The sequence below is a fragment of the Helicobacter cinaedi PAGU611 genome (assembly GCF_000284635.1).
In the GTDB taxonomy this organism is placed as follows: domain Bacteria; phylum Campylobacterota; class Campylobacteria; order Campylobacterales; family Helicobacteraceae; genus Helicobacter_C; species Helicobacter_C cinaedi.
In genome coordinates, this window is the sequence record NC_017761.1 from 760,435 (window position 1) to 775,098 (window position 14,664).

The 14,664-nt window shown below is 39.4% G+C and carries 17 protein-coding genes; all 17 read left to right on the plus strand.

Features of this window, described 5'->3' with window-relative positions:
• Positions 1 to 32 precede the first annotated feature (32 nt).
• The 17 genes from HCN_RS12360 (at position 33) to HCN_RS03935 (ending at position 14,655) form a co-directional block, all read left to right on the plus strand.
• Positions 33 to 164: a hypothetical protein gene (locus HCN_RS12360; protein ID WP_268898872.1), complete on the plus strand. Its 132-nt coding sequence runs from the start codon at positions 33 to 35 to the stop codon at positions 162 to 164.
• On the plus strand, positions 161 to 2,524 hold the full coding sequence (locus HCN_RS10940) for a 1-deoxy-D-xylulose-5-phosphate synthase N-terminal domain-containing protein (RefSeq protein WP_014666605.1): 2,364 nt from the start codon (positions 161 to 163) through the stop codon (positions 2,522 to 2,524). The genes HCN_RS12360 and HCN_RS10940 overlap by 4 nt, the downstream gene beginning before the upstream one ends.
• Complete coding sequence (locus HCN_RS03875; RefSeq protein ID WP_002956891.1) at positions 2,521 to 3,432, plus strand: transketolase family protein; 912 nt, start codon at positions 2,521 to 2,523, stop codon at positions 3,430 to 3,432. Before HCN_RS10940 ends, HCN_RS03875 begins: the two co-directional genes overlap by 4 nt.
• A gap of 17 nt (positions 3,433 to 3,449) precedes the next feature.
• Positions 3,450 to 4,304: an SDR family oxidoreductase gene (locus tag HCN_RS03880; protein WP_015453546.1), complete on the plus strand. Its 855-nt coding sequence runs from the start codon at positions 3,450 to 3,452 to the stop codon at positions 4,302 to 4,304.
• A gap of 52 nt (positions 4,305 to 4,356) precedes the next feature.
• Positions 4,357 to 5,481: a radical SAM protein gene (locus HCN_RS03885; RefSeq protein ID WP_014666607.1), complete on the plus strand. Its 1,125-nt coding sequence runs from the start codon at positions 4,357 to 4,359 to the stop codon at positions 5,479 to 5,481.
• A 33-nt stretch (positions 5,482 to 5,514) separates the two neighbouring features.
• Positions 5,515 to 6,174, plus strand: a complete 660-nt coding sequence (locus HCN_RS03890; RefSeq protein WP_002956888.1) for a class I SAM-dependent methyltransferase — start codon at positions 5,515 to 5,517, stop codon at positions 6,172 to 6,174.
• 191 nt (positions 6,175 to 6,365) lie between these two features.
• Positions 6,366 to 7,271, plus strand: a complete 906-nt coding sequence (locus HCN_RS03895) for a radical SAM protein (RefSeq protein ID WP_014666609.1) — start codon at positions 6,366 to 6,368, stop codon at positions 7,269 to 7,271.
• A gap of 12 nt (positions 7,272 to 7,283) precedes the next feature.
• Positions 7,284 to 8,225 carry a methyltransferase domain-containing protein gene (locus HCN_RS03900; protein ID WP_014666610.1) on the plus strand — a complete coding sequence of 314 codons (942 nt, stop codon included), beginning with the start codon at positions 7,284 to 7,286 and terminating at the stop codon, positions 8,223 to 8,225.
• On the plus strand, positions 8,222 to 8,524 hold the full coding sequence (locus HCN_RS03905) for a hypothetical protein (protein ID WP_014666611.1): 303 nt from the start codon (positions 8,222 to 8,224) through the stop codon (positions 8,522 to 8,524). Before HCN_RS03900 ends, HCN_RS03905 begins: the two co-directional genes overlap by 4 nt.
• Complete coding sequence (locus HCN_RS11890; protein ID WP_014666612.1) at positions 8,517 to 9,296, plus strand: class I SAM-dependent methyltransferase; 780 nt, start codon at positions 8,517 to 8,519, stop codon at positions 9,294 to 9,296. Before HCN_RS03905 ends, HCN_RS11890 begins: the two co-directional genes overlap by 8 nt.
• Positions 9,238 to 9,738 carry a hypothetical protein gene (locus HCN_RS11895; protein ID WP_232086494.1) on the plus strand — a complete coding sequence of 167 codons (501 nt, stop codon included), beginning with the start codon at positions 9,238 to 9,240 and terminating at the stop codon, positions 9,736 to 9,738. The genes HCN_RS11890 and HCN_RS11895 overlap by 59 nt, the downstream gene beginning before the upstream one ends.
• Entirely contained in the window at positions 9,735 to 10,808 is a 1,074-nt protein-coding gene (locus tag HCN_RS03915; RefSeq protein ID WP_002956884.1) for a class I SAM-dependent methyltransferase, read from the plus strand. The genes HCN_RS11895 and HCN_RS03915 overlap by 4 nt, the downstream gene beginning before the upstream one ends.
• Positions 10,808 to 10,921, plus strand: a complete 114-nt coding sequence (locus HCN_RS11540) for an SDR family oxidoreductase (protein ID WP_148271589.1) — start codon at positions 10,808 to 10,810, stop codon at positions 10,919 to 10,921. The genes HCN_RS03915 and HCN_RS11540 overlap by 1 nt, the downstream gene beginning before the upstream one ends.
• Positions 10,893 to 11,543: an SDR family oxidoreductase gene (locus HCN_RS03920; protein WP_002956883.1), complete on the plus strand. Its 651-nt coding sequence runs from the start codon at positions 10,893 to 10,895 to the stop codon at positions 11,541 to 11,543. Before HCN_RS11540 ends, HCN_RS03920 begins: the two co-directional genes overlap by 29 nt.
• Before the next feature lie 24 nt (positions 11,544 to 11,567).
• A complete protein-coding gene (locus HCN_RS03925; RefSeq protein ID WP_014666614.1) occupies positions 11,568 to 12,302 on the plus strand; it encodes an O-methyltransferase in 735 nt (244 codons plus the stop codon).
• 119 nt (positions 12,303 to 12,421) lie between these two features.
• A complete protein-coding gene (locus tag HCN_RS03930; protein ID WP_231997607.1) occupies positions 12,422 to 13,732 on the plus strand; it encodes a TIGR04372 family glycosyltransferase in 1,311 nt (436 codons plus the stop codon).
• Positions 13,729 to 14,655 carry a glycosyltransferase family 9 protein gene (locus HCN_RS03935; RefSeq protein WP_014666616.1) on the plus strand — a complete coding sequence of 309 codons (927 nt, stop codon included), beginning with the start codon at positions 13,729 to 13,731 and terminating at the stop codon, positions 14,653 to 14,655. The genes HCN_RS03930 and HCN_RS03935 overlap by 4 nt, the downstream gene beginning before the upstream one ends.
• The last annotated feature ends 9 nt before the right edge of the window (positions 14,656 to 14,664 follow it).

The window sequence follows — 14,664 nt, forward strand, 5'->3', positions numbered from 1 at the left end:
TTGAACATATTAATTGTAAAAATGGAGATGAGTTGAAAAAGTTTTGTCAAAAGTATTTTCATCATTGTTTTGTCTTTAGTATGAATGATGAAGTGGTGCATACAGGTTTTTATCCTATGGCACATTATTTATTAGCTTTATGTGTGGGAGCAAAAGAGTTATGATTAAAAAAGAGAAACTTACTTCGCAATTTGTGCGTGAAGAGAGTATAGCATTTTCTTGTAGGCATAATGCTGGACATTTAGCCCCATCATTATCCAGTGTGGAAATTTTAACGACACTTTTTAGGGAATTTTTGCATTTTAATGTGGAAAATCCACAAGATTCATCGCGTGATAGACTTGTGTTTTCAAAAGGACACGGCTGTTATGCGTATTATGTGATCTTAAATGCTTTGGGATTTATACCTGATGATGTGTTTCATTCTTTTAGTGCAGAATCTAGTGTGTTAAAGGGCTGCGTAAGCTATACGCCCGAGTTTATGCTTGAAGCTTCAACGGGTTCTTTGGGACACGGATTGCCTATTGCTGTGGGTATGGCTCAAAGCCTTAAAATGCAGGGAAAAAATAATAAAGTCGTGTGTATCATAGGCGATGGCGAAATGCAGGAGGGAAGTAACTTTGAAGCCTTGGCATCTGCATATCGCTTTAAGCTTGATAATTTACTTATCATCATTGATGCAAATGATTTGAGTGCGATGGATAGGCTTGAGCATATTGGGCTTCCAAATGATACGCTTTCACGCGTCTTAAGGGCGTATGTAGATGAAGAGTGTTTTTATGATATTGATGGGCATAATGAAAATGCTTTGAGAGAGGCTTATAGACATTTTTTTGACGATGCTAAAGGCTTAAGTATTATCGTTGCACGCACGATTAAGGGCAAGGGTGTAGCAATGATAGAATCTAATGCGAAATATCACTATCGCTGCCCTTTGCAAGATGGCTTTGTATGGCAAGATAAGGCAATGGATATAAGTAGGGCAAGTATCGCTCAGCAGGAGAAAAGCCACACTACACAGACTTCCACTCCCACTTGGATTGAGGCTCACACTCCCACAAATGCTAAACAAAATGCCACAATCAGTAGCCCCCAAACTCTAGCAAATAAAAAGCAGATTATGGACGCCTTGTATCCGTATTTTGCTAATGATGAAAAAATGGTCTTGCTTGTTGGTGATATGGGCTTTGCTGTGCTTGATTCTTATTTTGAGCATTTTTCATATCGCGTGTTTAATGTCGGCATTGCCGAGCAAGCTATGGTGGGAATGGCAGCGGGTATGTATCTTAGCGGATTAAAGCCTGTTGTGTATGCGCAGATTCCATTTTTGAGTATGAGGGCTTATGAGCAGATACGATATGATGTGTGTGAGCATTACTTGGGCGTGATTATAATAGGTGTGGGTGCGGATAATTATTTTAAAGCATTGGGAAGGAGTCATTGTATGGATAGTGATGATATAAAATTAATGGAGATACTGCCACAACTTCAAATTGTATCTTTAGATGAAAATGGCGTAAAAATGGCGTTAGAGCGGTATTTTTCTGCTAAAAATCTTTCATCCGGGGGGGGGGGGGGCTGTATATCAGGAGCATATAATGCTAGGGTATGTAACAACGCAAAAAATCCGCAGCACTTCGTGCTGCAAATGAGTTTGCCTACATTAATTCATTTGCGGATTTATCTGTGGGTTTGTCTGTGGAGGTGGCGTATGCGTAATGCGGCACTTGAGATAAGAAAGCAGATTCTTGGTATTGCTAATCGTGCAAAAAGTCCGCATATCGGCTCTGCACTTTCTTGCGCGGATATATTAAGTTTGATTTATGGAGAGATACTTTATCTGCCTTATGCAAATGAAGTGGACTTTAAAAACAGAGATATTTTTCTTTTATCTAAAGCACATTCTGCTATGGCTTTATATGCGAGTTTATATCATTATGGCTATATGAGTAAGGAGCAGATAGAGGGCTATTATAGCAATGGAGGCACACTCCCAGCACATACGGATAAAACAAGTAGTCCATATATTGAAATGTCAGCAGGTAGCCTAGGACACGGGTTGCCTATTGCTGTGGGTATGGCTATGAGTATAAGGGGGCAAAAAAACGCGCAAGGTAAGCAACGCAAGGTTGTGGTGCTTATGGGAGATGGCGAGGTGCAAGAGGGGAGCGTGTGGGAAGCGGCAATGTTTGCCCCAAAACAGAATCTTAGTCATCTTATGGTGCTTATTGATAGGAATGATTTACAAGGCTATGGTAGAGCAAGTGAGCTGCTTTCCTATGAGCCATTGGAACAAAAATGGAGTGCATTTGGCTGGGAATGCAAAAGGGTAGATGGACATAATATGGAGATGATGAAAGAAAGCATAATGACACATTGCCTAAGCCAAACACACAAGCCCCTTGTGTTGATTTGTGATACGACAAAAGGTAAGGGTGTGGGATTTATGGAGAATAAATTAGAGTGGCATTATTACCTTGTGAGTGATGAAGTGTATCATAATGCCCTAAAGGAGCTGCAATGAGAAATGCTATTGCCGAATCTATCACACAAAAAGCGAGTGTGGATAAAGATTTTTTCCTTATCACAGGCGATGCGGGGCTTGGCGTATGGGATACTTATCAACAAGAGTATCCACATCAATATGTGAATCCGGGCATTAATGAAGCTTTATGTGTGGGAATGGCAGCGGGTATGGCGATGTGTGGCAAAAAGGTGGTGTATTACAATATCGCTCCATTTGTCATTATGCGTCCTTATGAGCAGGTGCGAAATGATATTTGCTATCAAGGATTGCCTGTTATACTTATCGGCACGGGTAGTGGGCTTACCTATATGCCAAGTGGTATGACGCACTATGCGGTAGAAGATATACTTTTAGCTTCAAGTTTGCCTCATCTTAATATTTTTTCTCCTTGTGATGCCTTAGAGGCAAAGGCGTGTTTTGAGTATGCTTATACTTCTTTAAATCCAAGCTACATAAGGATTCCAAAAGCGGGAGAGCCTATTTTTCATACAAAACCTTTAGATGATGTAACACAAGCACAGATTCTAAGAAAATCTCATAGCGATATGGTGCTTGTTACATATAGCAGTATCATAAGTGAAGTGCTAAAAGTAGCAGATGAGCTGAACGCAAGTGTTGTAAGTATGCCTTTTATTAATTCTATGAATTCACAGATTATAGAGCTGCTTGGTAGCTATAAACGCATTGTTGTGATAGAGGAGCATTATAGCTATGGAGGGCTAGGAACATTACTCAAAGAGAGATTGGCAAAAGAGAGAGTAAATAGGGAAGTGCAGGTGATTGGTTTAGAAAATGACTATATCCATCTCATTGGGAATCAAGAATATGGAAGAGCACATTTTGGGCTTTCCTGTGAGGGAATTAGAGATAAGATTCTATCTTCACCCCCCCCCCGCAGTAAATAAAAAGAGAAAGAGAAGAAATGAAGATTCACAAGATGAACTTTTATCTTTTTATGCTCTTTTGGCATTATCTAATGTGGCAAGGGCAGATTCTGTGGTATTTGGCGTTGCGTATGCGAGAAGAAAGTATGTCTAAGATAGCACTTATAACCGGTGCAAGTAAGGGTATAGGCAGGGCTATCGCTTATAGATTCTTACAAAAGGGGATAGTGTGTGTGCTTGTAGCAAGAAGTGAATCTAAGCTTAAAGAGATAGGTTTGCAATATCCAAAGTCTTGTTTTGTATATGCGTGTGATTTGCTTGAAAATGGGAGTTTAAAAGCATTTACTCACTTTTTGCAGATACACAAACTTGTGCCAAATGTCATTATCCACTCTCTTGGCGGACACGCATATAATGATAGACAGCCCCTATCGCAAGAAGCCCTTATAGAATCTATTCAGCTTAATCTTGGCGTAAGTGTGGCGTTAAATGAAGCCTATATCCCTTATATGCAGACTGAGCGTGATGGACATATCATTCATATTTCATCAGATTGTGTGCTTGATGGCTACTCTCCGCCGGGCTATGTTGCCGCAAAAGCGGCTATCAATGCCTATGTCAAAAGTAGTGCTAGATTCTACGCTAGAGATGGGATTGTCTTTCAAAGTGTAATGCCCGGCATTATTAATTTTAAAGGGAGTGCTTGGGAAAAAAAGTCTCATACACAAGCCTATCATATACGCAAAGCTCATTTGGCTAGAGGTGAGTTTGGCACGCCAGAAGAGGTGGCATCTTTTGTAGTTTCACTTTGTGAATCTAAAAATATGCTTACAAGTGGAGCGGAGTTTTTGCTTAATGGTGGTGGCTATATCCGTGCAGGAGATAGTTTTTAGTAGGAACATTTGGATTTTTAAATACATTTAATCTTAAATCAAAGGAGTAAAAATGGCTGAAATTATTTTAGACGCATCAAAGGTGCTGTGGCACAAGGATAGAGTAGCAAAGTGGTTTAATGGAGGAAGGGTAGCACCTATTACCATAGATATGGCTTTAACTCAAGCTTGCCAGTATAGCTGTAAGTTTTGCTATGCACAGCTTCAACGCAATAAACCGCATAGAATCACGATGCAGGTGATGAAAGACTTTGTTGATGATTGTGCGGAAATGGGTGTAAAGGCAATCTCTTTGGTAAGCGATGGAGAAAGCACAGCAAATCCCATCTACAAGGAAGTTATTGCCTATATTAAGCAAAATGGCATTGATGTGGCTATGGCGAGCAATGGTTATGTGCTAGATTCTAAACCGCTCTATGAGATTTTACCTCATTTGACATATTTGCGATTTAATTTTTCTGGTGGCGAAGCACAGAGATATGCGGAGATTATGGGCGTTACTCCCGCACATTTTGAAAAGGTATGTGAAAATATCAAAGAAGCTGTGAGAATCAAAAAAGAGCGAAATCTTTCAGTAACGCTTGGTATGCAAATGGTGCTTATGCCTCAGGATTCTGATCAAATTGTGCCTTTGGCAAAGCTTGGTAAAGAGCTAGGCGTAGATTATGTTGTGATTAAACATTGTAGCGATGATGAATCTGGGGCTTTGGGCGTGGATTATGACGCGTATAAGGAGTGCTTTGATTTGTTAAGAGAGGCGGAGAGTTATAGCACGAAAGACTATCTTGTGAAAGCAAAATGGAGCAAAATCACTTCTGGAAGTGGGGCAAATCGCAGCTATTCTAAATGCTATGGACCACCTTTGCATTTGCAGATTTCCGGCACTGGGCTTGTTGCACCTTGTGGAATGCTCTTTAATGAGAAATATTCTAAATTTCATATTGGCAATATCACGCAAACGCGTTTTAAGGATATTGTGGCAAGTGAGAGATATTGGGAAGTTATGGGGACTTTGGGTAGCTCTGCATTTGACGCAAGAAGTATGTGCGGGAGCTTATGTCTTCAGCATAAGAGCAATGAGATTTTAGATAAACTCAAAAAAGGCGAGATGAGCTTGGAATCTGCTCCAAATTCTACTATCACCCCCCCCCCCCCGCAGCATATCAACTTTATTTGAGAACGCCGCTTAAGGTTGCGTAGGGAGAAAAATATGGGAAAGATGAGAGATATTTTTACTTCATTACATAAAGCCACGCAAAGAGATTGCTTGGGGCGAATGATGGATTCTAAAGTGGAGTGTATGGAGATTGCCAAAAAGTTTGATAAAGACTTTTGGGACGGAGATAGGCGGTATGGCTATGGGGGCTATGCCTATGATGGACGGCAAAAAGCCATAGCAGATGCGTTAATCTCTACATATAATCTTAAAGAGAATGCTTCAATCCTTGATATAGGCTGTGGAAAAGGATTTTTACTCTATGAGTTAAAAAAGCTTTTGCCTAAAGCAAGAGTGGTGGGACTAGATATATCTTCTTATGCCATTGCTAATGCGAAAGAGGAGATTAAAGATAGTCTTTTTGTCTATGATGCAAAGGATATTTTGCCTTTTGGTGATAATGAATTTGATCTTATTTTATCGCTTGGCACTTTGCATAATCTGCCTATTTTTCATCTCAAAACCGCTTTGCAAGAAATGCAACGCGTGGGAAAAGAAAAGTTTGTAATGGTAGAGGGGTATCGTAATAATCAAGAATTGTTTAATTTGGAATGTTGGGCTTTGACTTGTGAGAGTTTTTTCCGTCCTGATGAATGGATTTGGCTTTTTGGCGAGTTTGGGTATAGCGGGGATTATGAATTTATTTATTTTTAAAAAAAAGTGATAAAAAAGGAGAAAAATAATGGGATTGCTTTATACACAATACAAAATGTTTCATTTTAAGGATAAGATAGATTCTCTCCCACGAGAATTAGTTACTGCCCCCCCCCCCGCTACATGTGCGAATCAAACCCACAAATGTCTGCAATCACGACTGCTGGTTTTGTGCGTATAAGGATTCTAATATGCAGTTAGGCAAAGATATGGTGGAGCGTGATTTTATCCCTGAATCTAAAATGCTTGAGATTATTGATGATTGTGCGGAAATGGGTGTAAAGGCGATTACTTTTAGTGGTGGGGGCGAACCGCTTGTGTATAAATATATGCCTCAAACGCTGCGTAAGCTCGTGGAGACGCCCATTGCCTTTGCGACTTTGACAAATGGTGCTAGGCTCAAAGGGGAAGTGGCAGAGCTTTTTGCAAAATACGGCACTTGGGTTAGAGTGAGTATGGATGGATATGATAATGAAAGTTATCAAAAATTCCGCTCAACAGGTAAGGGCGAGTTTGATAAGATTATTACTAATATGGAGGCGTTTAAGAAAATTGGCGGGAAATGCTATCTTGGGGTGAGCTTTATTGTAGGGCAGGAAAATTATCACGCTATCTATGCGATGAGTAAGATTCTAAGTGAAATTGGTGTGGATTCTCTTAAAATCTCGCCTACGATTACAAGTAATGAGAGTGAGGCGACAAACGCCTATCACGCGAAAATTTATAATGAGGTAAAAGAGCAGGTGGCTCGTGCTCAGGCGGATTTTGGCTCTAGGCTAGAGATCTATGATTCTTATCATTATCAGCTTGAGAGTTTTGAAAAGTCATATACTTGGTGTCCTTATTCTCAAATGCTTATGGTTATAGGGGCGGATTTGGGGATTTATCCTTGTCAGGATAAGGCGTATAACATTGAAGAGGCGTTGCTTGGGAGTTTAAAGGATATTAGCTTTAAACAATGGTGGGCAGAGAATAAGGAGGCGTTTTTTAAGATTAATCCTAGTAAGGTATGTAATCATCACTGCGTGAGTGATAATAAAAATAAGGTTATTTTAGAATATTTGAATGCAGATAAAGAGCATTTGGGATTTGTGTAGGGAGCTATGGATATGAAATGTAGAGTGTGCGAAGGGCAGAATCTAAAATGCGTGTGGGAGATGCTAGGGCATACGCCAAGTAAGCAGCTTTTTAAACAAAAGCAAGAGCAATATTACCAGTGGGATATGCGTTTAAATGTGTGCGAGCAATGTGGATTCTTACAAATCAGTGAGCCTTTGAGTGCTAAGGTGCTTTATGCAAATTATCTTTTTCCCACTTCGTGGAAGCTCCACCCACACGCAAAAAGCCTTCTAGCACGGCTATGTGAGTTAGCTCCAAGTGGTAGTAAGATATGTGAGCTAGGCTGTAATGATGGAGCGTTTTTGTATGAGTTACAAAGTGCGTTGGCAAGTGAGGTGGCAGTGGGCATTGAGCCTTCAAAAGATGTCTATACTCTCGCAAAAGATAGGGGGCTTAATGTTATAAATGATTTTTTCAATCTCTCTTTAGCAGATTCTCTTTGCTCTCAATATGGAAGCTTTGATGTGATTTATTCTCGCCACGTTTTTGAGCATATAGAGGATTTGGCTTCATTTTTAGAGGGGATAAAGAAGCTTTGCCATAAGCAAAGTGTTGTGATGATTGAAGTGCCAAATTGTCAAAACGCCATAGAATCTGGCGATATAAGCATTTTTTGGGAAGAGCATTTAAACTACTTTACTCCCGCACATTTGATATATACACTTGAAAAATATGGATTTTCTATTATGGAAAGTAGAGAATATGAGTTTAGTGGGGAGAGCTTGGTGTGCTTTGCTAGGGTGCGTGAAAGTGGAGATTCTAAAAATATAGAATCTATGGACTTTACTTCTCATTTTGCCCCTTATACACAAGCGGCTCTGGGCTTTTCACACATAGCCACAAAAAGACTAGATTCTCTTCTATCAATTATGCAAAGTATCAAGGCACAAAATAGAAGCATTTTAGCTTATGGGGGGGGGGGCATAGTATGATAGATTTTATTAATCTCTATGCTAAAAAGTATGTGGATTATGTTATTGATGATGAGAGGCAAAAGCAGGGCTATATTTTGCCAGATTGTGGCAAGGAGATTATAGGCTTTGATATGCTCTCACAAGTAGAAGCTAAAAGCGTGGGGCTTGTGCTACTTGGGACTTATAAGGAAAATGAGGAGAATATTTTAGGTAAATGTAGGAATGTTTTGCCAAAAGATGTGATGTATATTCCACTTTATACTCCATCATCTCTTCAATCTATATCAAATCTACATAAAGGAGCAAACAATGAATGAATTTTTGAAGTTTTATGGCGAGCATCATATCTCGCCTGTGAGTCAGGATATTAGCGATTTTGAAAGGCATTTAGCAAGACGCAAACGATTGTATGAACTTGTGAATATCCACCCTTTTGCTTTTAGAGGGGCTAGAATGCTTGAAGTGGGAGCGGGGAGTGGATACAACACGCTTTTGTTTTTAAAGCTTGGAGCGATTGTTGATATTGTAGAGCCTAATGCTGCGGGAAGAGAGCAGATGATAAAGCTTTTTACGGAGTATAAGATTCCACAAGAGCAGTATAAGATTCACCCTTGCACCATAGAATCTTATGATAGTGCGGAAAGATATGACTTTATTATTGCAGAGGGCTTTTTACCTTGGGTGGATAAAAAGCAAAGAAAGGGCATTATCACACAGCTTTGGCGTTATGCGAAAAAGGACGCTGGGATTGTTGTAACAACGCAATGTGAGTTTTCATTTTTCTTAGAAGATTTGCGTAGGATTTTAGGGCTTGTGCTTGTGCGTAGGGTGAGTGAGTTTAAACAAAAAGTAGAAATGTTAAGCAAGGCTTTTGTCTCACATCTGCAGACTTTGGGCTTTGCTTCGCGTCCTATTGCGGATTGGGTAATTGATAATATTTTAAATCCTGCTGCTGATGTTAAGCCTTTGAGTATTCAAGGTTGTGTAGAAGAGTTTGCCTCTGTTGCGGGGGGGGGGGTCTTCTCCTTCTGTGCAAGAAAAAATCTCTATCAATCCTGCCACTTTGGAAGTGCTAGGAAGTTCGCCTAATATGATTGGGAATTTGAGCTGGTATAAGGATATGAGCTACTCTTATGGGGAGGTTATTTTAGAATCTTTTGAGCGGTTTAGACATATTTTGCTTTGCACGGAGTTTGGATTCTTCTGGCGTGAGGATAGGAAGAATACTTTGCTTTTAGAGCGATTAAGTGCTTTGAGAGAGCTTATTAAGGCTTATAGGGAGAGTGAGAGTGTGGAGAGTGTAAAAAAGATATGTGATATTTTAGATTCTATTATTGCTGAAAATGAAGATTTGGGTGAGTTTTTTACACAAAGTGTGAATGAATGTGTGGGGCTTTTGCGAGATTATGCTGATGGTGTGGCAGAACTCAATGCAGAATCTATTGCGTCTATGCCTACTTTTAAAAATGCGTGGGGTAGGGGACAGCAATATGTGAGCTTTGTAAAAAGGATAGAGGAGAATAGGATATGAGTGTGGAATCTCAAAAATGTTTGCTTTGTGGTGGCGAGATAATAAGTGTATATCACTCAAGCTATGGGTTCAGTGTGAGTAGTGAAAATGCGATTGTTAATGAAGATATTGAAGTATATGTTTGTAAAGACTGCACACATATACAGAAATTCCCAAAAGAATCTGTGCTATCTCATATTTATAAAAACTATCAAATAGATTCTATTCTGCCTTATGTGGAGCAGGTAAAATTTGGCGATGATGGTGCAAAAAGCATTAGCAGGAGAGTGATAGAAAACTGCTCTTGTTTTTTATCACAGGAGATGAAAGTGCTTGATTATGGTGCGGGGGGGGGGGCAATGCTAAATAGCTTATCCCAAGCCTATCCAAAAAGCTCGTTATATGCATATGATGTGAGTAGCCATAATAAGCATATTTTTGAGAATCTTCCGCAGTTTGTGGCGTTTTATGATGAGCTAGATTCTATTAATGAGCGTTTTGATTGCATTAGCCTTATTCATTGTTTGGAGCATATTATAAATGTGAGGGAGATTTTGCTGCGATTAAAGACATTGCTTAGTGAAAATGGTGTGCTACTCATTCAAGTGCCTGATGTGAGCCAAGATAAGTGGGATATTTTTACTTATGATCATTGCCATCACTTTTCGCCATTTACGCTAAGGGCGTTGCTGGAGAGCTGTGGATTTGATGTATATATTCCACAAATGCAGATTGATAGGCAGATTACCATAGTGGGTAAAAAGGCTCAATGCAAACTTTCAATCCCTAGCTTACTTTCTCATATTCAAGTTTTAGAGAATCTCAAAAGTGAAGATTCTGCTTTGAGTGTCTTTGGCACAACAAACCGCAGCACTTTGATAGGGGGGATTTTGGGCGATAGGCTAGAGTGTTTTATTGATGAAGATGAACGCAAGGTTGGCAAAACGCATTTGGATAAGCCTATTATGACACCACAAGAGAGATTTAAAAATGCTTATAAAGATGTGAAATGCATCATTCCTTTGGGTGATACACTTACCCAACGAATGCAGAATAGCTATCCTTATGTGGAATGTGTGGGATTGTCATAATGCAGATAAATCTCAAAATGCTAAAGGTGCTTATACTTGGTGGAAGCAGAGGGATTGGCTTAGAGATAGCTAAGGCTTTACATAGTGGGGGGGGGGGGGGTGAATGCGTGTGATATTACGCTTGTGGCTCGTTGTGAAAAAACACTTAAGGTTTTGCAAGAAAAGTATGGATTTAAGATTTTAGCCCTTGATGTGATGAGTGAGTTTGAAAAATTAAAAGAGTATTTACTAAAGGATACTCCTAATGTTATTGTGCATAACATTGGAGGGAGATTAGCCTGTGATAATCAAGCCTTAAGCTATGAGAGCTGGAGAAAAAGTATGGAATTTAATATGGGGATAAGTGTGCGTGTGAATGAAATATTACTCCCCATATTTGCAGAGGCTAAAGGCGGTATTATCTGTCATATCAGTTCAAATGCAGCTATTGATGGCAGTGGAGCACCCGGCTATGTTGCCGCAAAGGCGGCGATAAATGCCTATGTCAAAAGCAGTGCAAGATTTTATGCAAAGGATAATGTGCGTATTTTTGCCGTGATGCCCGGTATCATTGAAAGTGAAGTGTGGCAGGATAAAGCAAAACTAAATCCGCAATATGTAGAGCAAAGAAAGGCAGAGCAACCGCTTGGGAGATTTGCCTATCCTATTGAGATAGGAGAGTTTGTCGCTTCATTGATTGTAATGAATAATCCCCTCTGCAATGGGGCTATCTATACACTTACAGGTGGTGTATAGGAGTAAAAAACAAAGGAGAACACAATGTTAAACAAAATTGAAATGCACGATAGAATGGTGTCACATCATATTTTGGATTATTATGAGGCGAGTGAAGATGAGACAAACAAGAGAATCTTTGAGCGATGTCATAAGTATTCTAGATGTGATGAGATTGAAGAGTTTTCTTTGGAATTTCCAGAGGAGTTTCCCGGACAGCAGTATATGGGAGCAGATCCTATCGTAAGGAGATTTCAGCAACTTATGTTGCAGAGTATTAAAGCTAAAAATGTGCTAGAGATTGGCACTTTTGTGGGGGCTTCTACGATGAGTATGGCTAGCTCTATTGGTGAAGATGGGCGTGTGTGGAGTATTGAGAAGTATGACAGGTTTGCCAAGATTGCTAGGAAAAATTTTGAGAAAAATGGTGTGAAAAATATCACATTGCTTGAGGGTGATGCATTTGAGATATTGCAAACTTCGCTCCATAGTGCGGGGGGGGGGGTAGCTTTACCTGCTTCCTTTGATTTTATTTTCTTAGATGGGAATAAGGAGCATTATGCGGATTATTTTGAGATTTTATGGGATTTCTTGCGTGTGGGTGGAATCTTAATGGTAGATGATGGGCTGTTTCAAGGCGATATTTTAAACGATGTGCCTACCACACAAAAGGGACAGGGTGTGTTAAGGTTTTTAGAATCTGTGCGTGTTAAGGATAAGGCTTTTCCTGTGCTTTTACCTTTGGGCGTGGGAATTGGCTTTGTGTTGAAGCAGGGCTAGATAAGTGAAATATAAAAATAATAAGGAGTAAGAAAATGTTTAAAAAGTGTAAGGATTTAGTAAAGGCGATACTACCAACTTCGGTGTATAGGTTATTGCATGAAGGGATTTCGAGATGTATGGGTTATGCAACATTTATAGTTAAGCTTATACTATTTCCGTTTGCGGGGCTGTATATGTGGGTTTTGAATCTTAAGCAGCCCACGAGAGTAACAACACTTATCTCTTGTAGGATTGGGCATTTGGCACTTAATACGGATTTATTTACTAGAGTACATAAGCACAAAAAGGAAAAGATCATTTTTATTGTGCCTTATCCTATCTCAAATGATTTTTTGCTTGAGCGATGGGGAGATATAATTGAGATTATCACTTATGACAAACAGCCATTTCTAGCAAGATTTTTAGATACCTTGCCTTTATTTTTACATGCAGATGCATTTTATGGACACAGCGTATTCTATGCAAAATTTTTAGATGTTTTACCATTTAAAATAACGACACGCCTTGCTTTTGAGTTGCCATATGAGGGCAATGAATATGACATATATCTCAACACAAAGAGCAGTTTTTATTTTACAGATTCTGAGAAACAAGATGGCGATAGAATCTTGGAGGAAATGGGTATAGGCAAAAATGATTGGTTTGTCTGCGTTTTTGCAAGAGATAGTGCATATTTGGATAAGCACTATGGTGGCTACGATGAAAATGGCGACAGAACAAATACTTGGTTACATAATGACTATCGAGATAGCGATATAGATAGTCTGAATCTAGCCATTGATGAGATTTTAGCTCGTGGTGGATTTGTAGTGCGACTTGGTAAGGTTGTGGCTAAGGCGATGAGCTATAAACACGACAAAGTGATTGACTATCCTCTAAGTAAATGGCGAAGTGATTTTATGGATATTTATTTGCAGTATAGGGCAAAATTTGTCCTATCATCTTCTACTTCTGGGGCTACCGATGTGTGTTCGCTTTTTGATACGCCATATTGTGGGGTAAATACACCTGCTTATTGGAATATACCCTACAAAAATGCCATTCAAATTCCAAAAATATATCGTCATAAACATAATGGAAAAATGGTAGGCTTACAAGAGTGGATCAAGCTTGTTGAGACACAAAAAGCAGATCGCCATTATGGCTGTGATTATGAAGATCCTACACAACTTAGTATTTGGCACTCTGGTTTTTATGCAAAAAATGAGCTTGAAATCATCAATAACACGCCTGAAGAGATTTTGGAACTTACAAAAGAGATGTTTGAGCGACTTGATGGAAGCTTTACGCAAAGCGATGAGGATAAAAAAAGACAGGAAAAATACCTTGCTATTAATGCGACTTATCTTCCGGTAAAAGAATGTAAGAATCCTTACGGCAGGGACTTTTTAGCAAAAAATCCTTGGTTTTTGGAGGAATACAAGTGAAGATTTTAATCTTAAAGCTTGGCTATTCTGAGACACTTGATCCTGAGATTAGTAAAATTGTAAGTTTGGGTGATGTGGTGCGTTGCTCAGTGGTGCTAGAGGCACTTAAAGAGAAATATCCACACTCTCATATCACTTGGCTTGTAGCTCAAGAAGCACTGCCACTAGTGGCACAGAATAAGTATATTGATAGGGTGCTTGTGTGGGATGAGTTTGTGCCATTTGTGTTGATGAAAGAGCAATACGATATGGTAGTCAATCTTGAGAAACTTCACGGAATCTGTGCATTAGCTGATATGATACAGGCTTGGGAGAAAGTTGGCTTTCGGTTTAACACACAGAGTGGAGAATATGATACTTATATGCAGGGTTTTGTTGCCAAAAACTACATACGCGATAAAGAAAGTGGCAACAAAGCACACGATATTTGGCAGAAAATCATTGTGGAAATGGTAGGCTGCACTTGGCGTAATCAAGAATATTCTCTAGGCTATGTGCCAAAGCCAAAAGAGCATTTTGTCGTGGGGCTCAATCATTTTGTGGGAAGTAAATGGCCTACTAAAGCTATGGGAAAGAATAAATGGGAGCAGTTAGCTCAAAGGCTAGATACGCTTAAGCTTACATATAGTTGGCAGCAAGGAATGAATAATCTTTATGATTATATGGATTGGATTGCTGGGTGTGATGTGCTGGTAAGTAATGATAGCTTGGGTGTGCATTTGGCATTGGCTATGAAAAAGAGAGTGGTGGTGCTATTTGGTCCAACAAGTGGGGAAGAGATATATCTCTATGATAGAGGCATAGCCTTATATCCTAATGCTAAACTAGCCTGTATGCCTTGCTATAAGCCTTATTGTGAAATGGATTCTCATTGTATGGATTTTATAGAGATTGATAAGATAGTGGAGTATATTTTAAAATAGATTTATTTT

What these genes read in the sequence shown, in the direction of transcription:
- HCN_RS10940 (WP_014666605.1), top strand. Translation starts at nt 161, where the DNA reads ATGATTAAAAAAGAGAAACTTACTTCGCAATTTGTGCGTGAAGAGAGT.
- HCN_RS03875 (WP_002956891.1), top strand. Translation starts at nt 2,521, where the DNA reads ATGAGAAATGCTATTGCCGAATCTATCACACAAAAAGCGAGTGTGGAT.
- HCN_RS03880 (WP_015453546.1), top strand. Translation starts at nt 3,450, where the DNA reads ATGAAGATTCACAAGATGAACTTTTATCTTTTTATGCTCTTTTGGCAT.
- HCN_RS03885 (WP_014666607.1), top strand. Translation starts at nt 4,357, where the DNA reads ATGGCTGAAATTATTTTAGACGCATCAAAGGTGCTGTGGCACAAGGAT.
- HCN_RS03890 (WP_002956888.1), top strand. Translation starts at nt 5,515, where the DNA reads ATGGGAAAGATGAGAGATATTTTTACTTCATTACATAAAGCCACGCAA.
- HCN_RS03895 (WP_014666609.1), top strand. Translation starts at nt 6,366, where the DNA reads ATGCAGTTAGGCAAAGATATGGTGGAGCGTGATTTTATCCCTGAATCT.
- HCN_RS03900 (WP_014666610.1), top strand. Translation starts at nt 7,284, where the DNA reads ATGAAATGTAGAGTGTGCGAAGGGCAGAATCTAAAATGCGTGTGGGAG.
- HCN_RS03905 (WP_014666611.1), top strand. Translation starts at nt 8,222, where the DNA reads ATGATAGATTTTATTAATCTCTATGCTAAAAAGTATGTGGATTATGTT.
- HCN_RS11890 (WP_014666612.1), top strand. Translation starts at nt 8,517, where the DNA reads ATGAATGAATTTTTGAAGTTTTATGGCGAGCATCATATCTCGCCTGTG.
- HCN_RS03915 (WP_002956884.1), top strand. Translation starts at nt 9,735, where the DNA reads ATGAGTGTGGAATCTCAAAAATGTTTGCTTTGTGGTGGCGAGATAATA.
- HCN_RS11540 (WP_148271589.1), top strand. Translation starts at nt 10,808, where the DNA reads ATGCAGATAAATCTCAAAATGCTAAAGGTGCTTATACTTGGTGGAAGC.
- HCN_RS03925 (WP_014666614.1), top strand. Translation starts at nt 11,568, where the DNA reads ATGTTAAACAAAATTGAAATGCACGATAGAATGGTGTCACATCATATT.
- HCN_RS03930 (WP_231997607.1), top strand. Translation starts at nt 12,422, where the DNA reads ATGGGTTATGCAACATTTATAGTTAAGCTTATACTATTTCCGTTTGCG.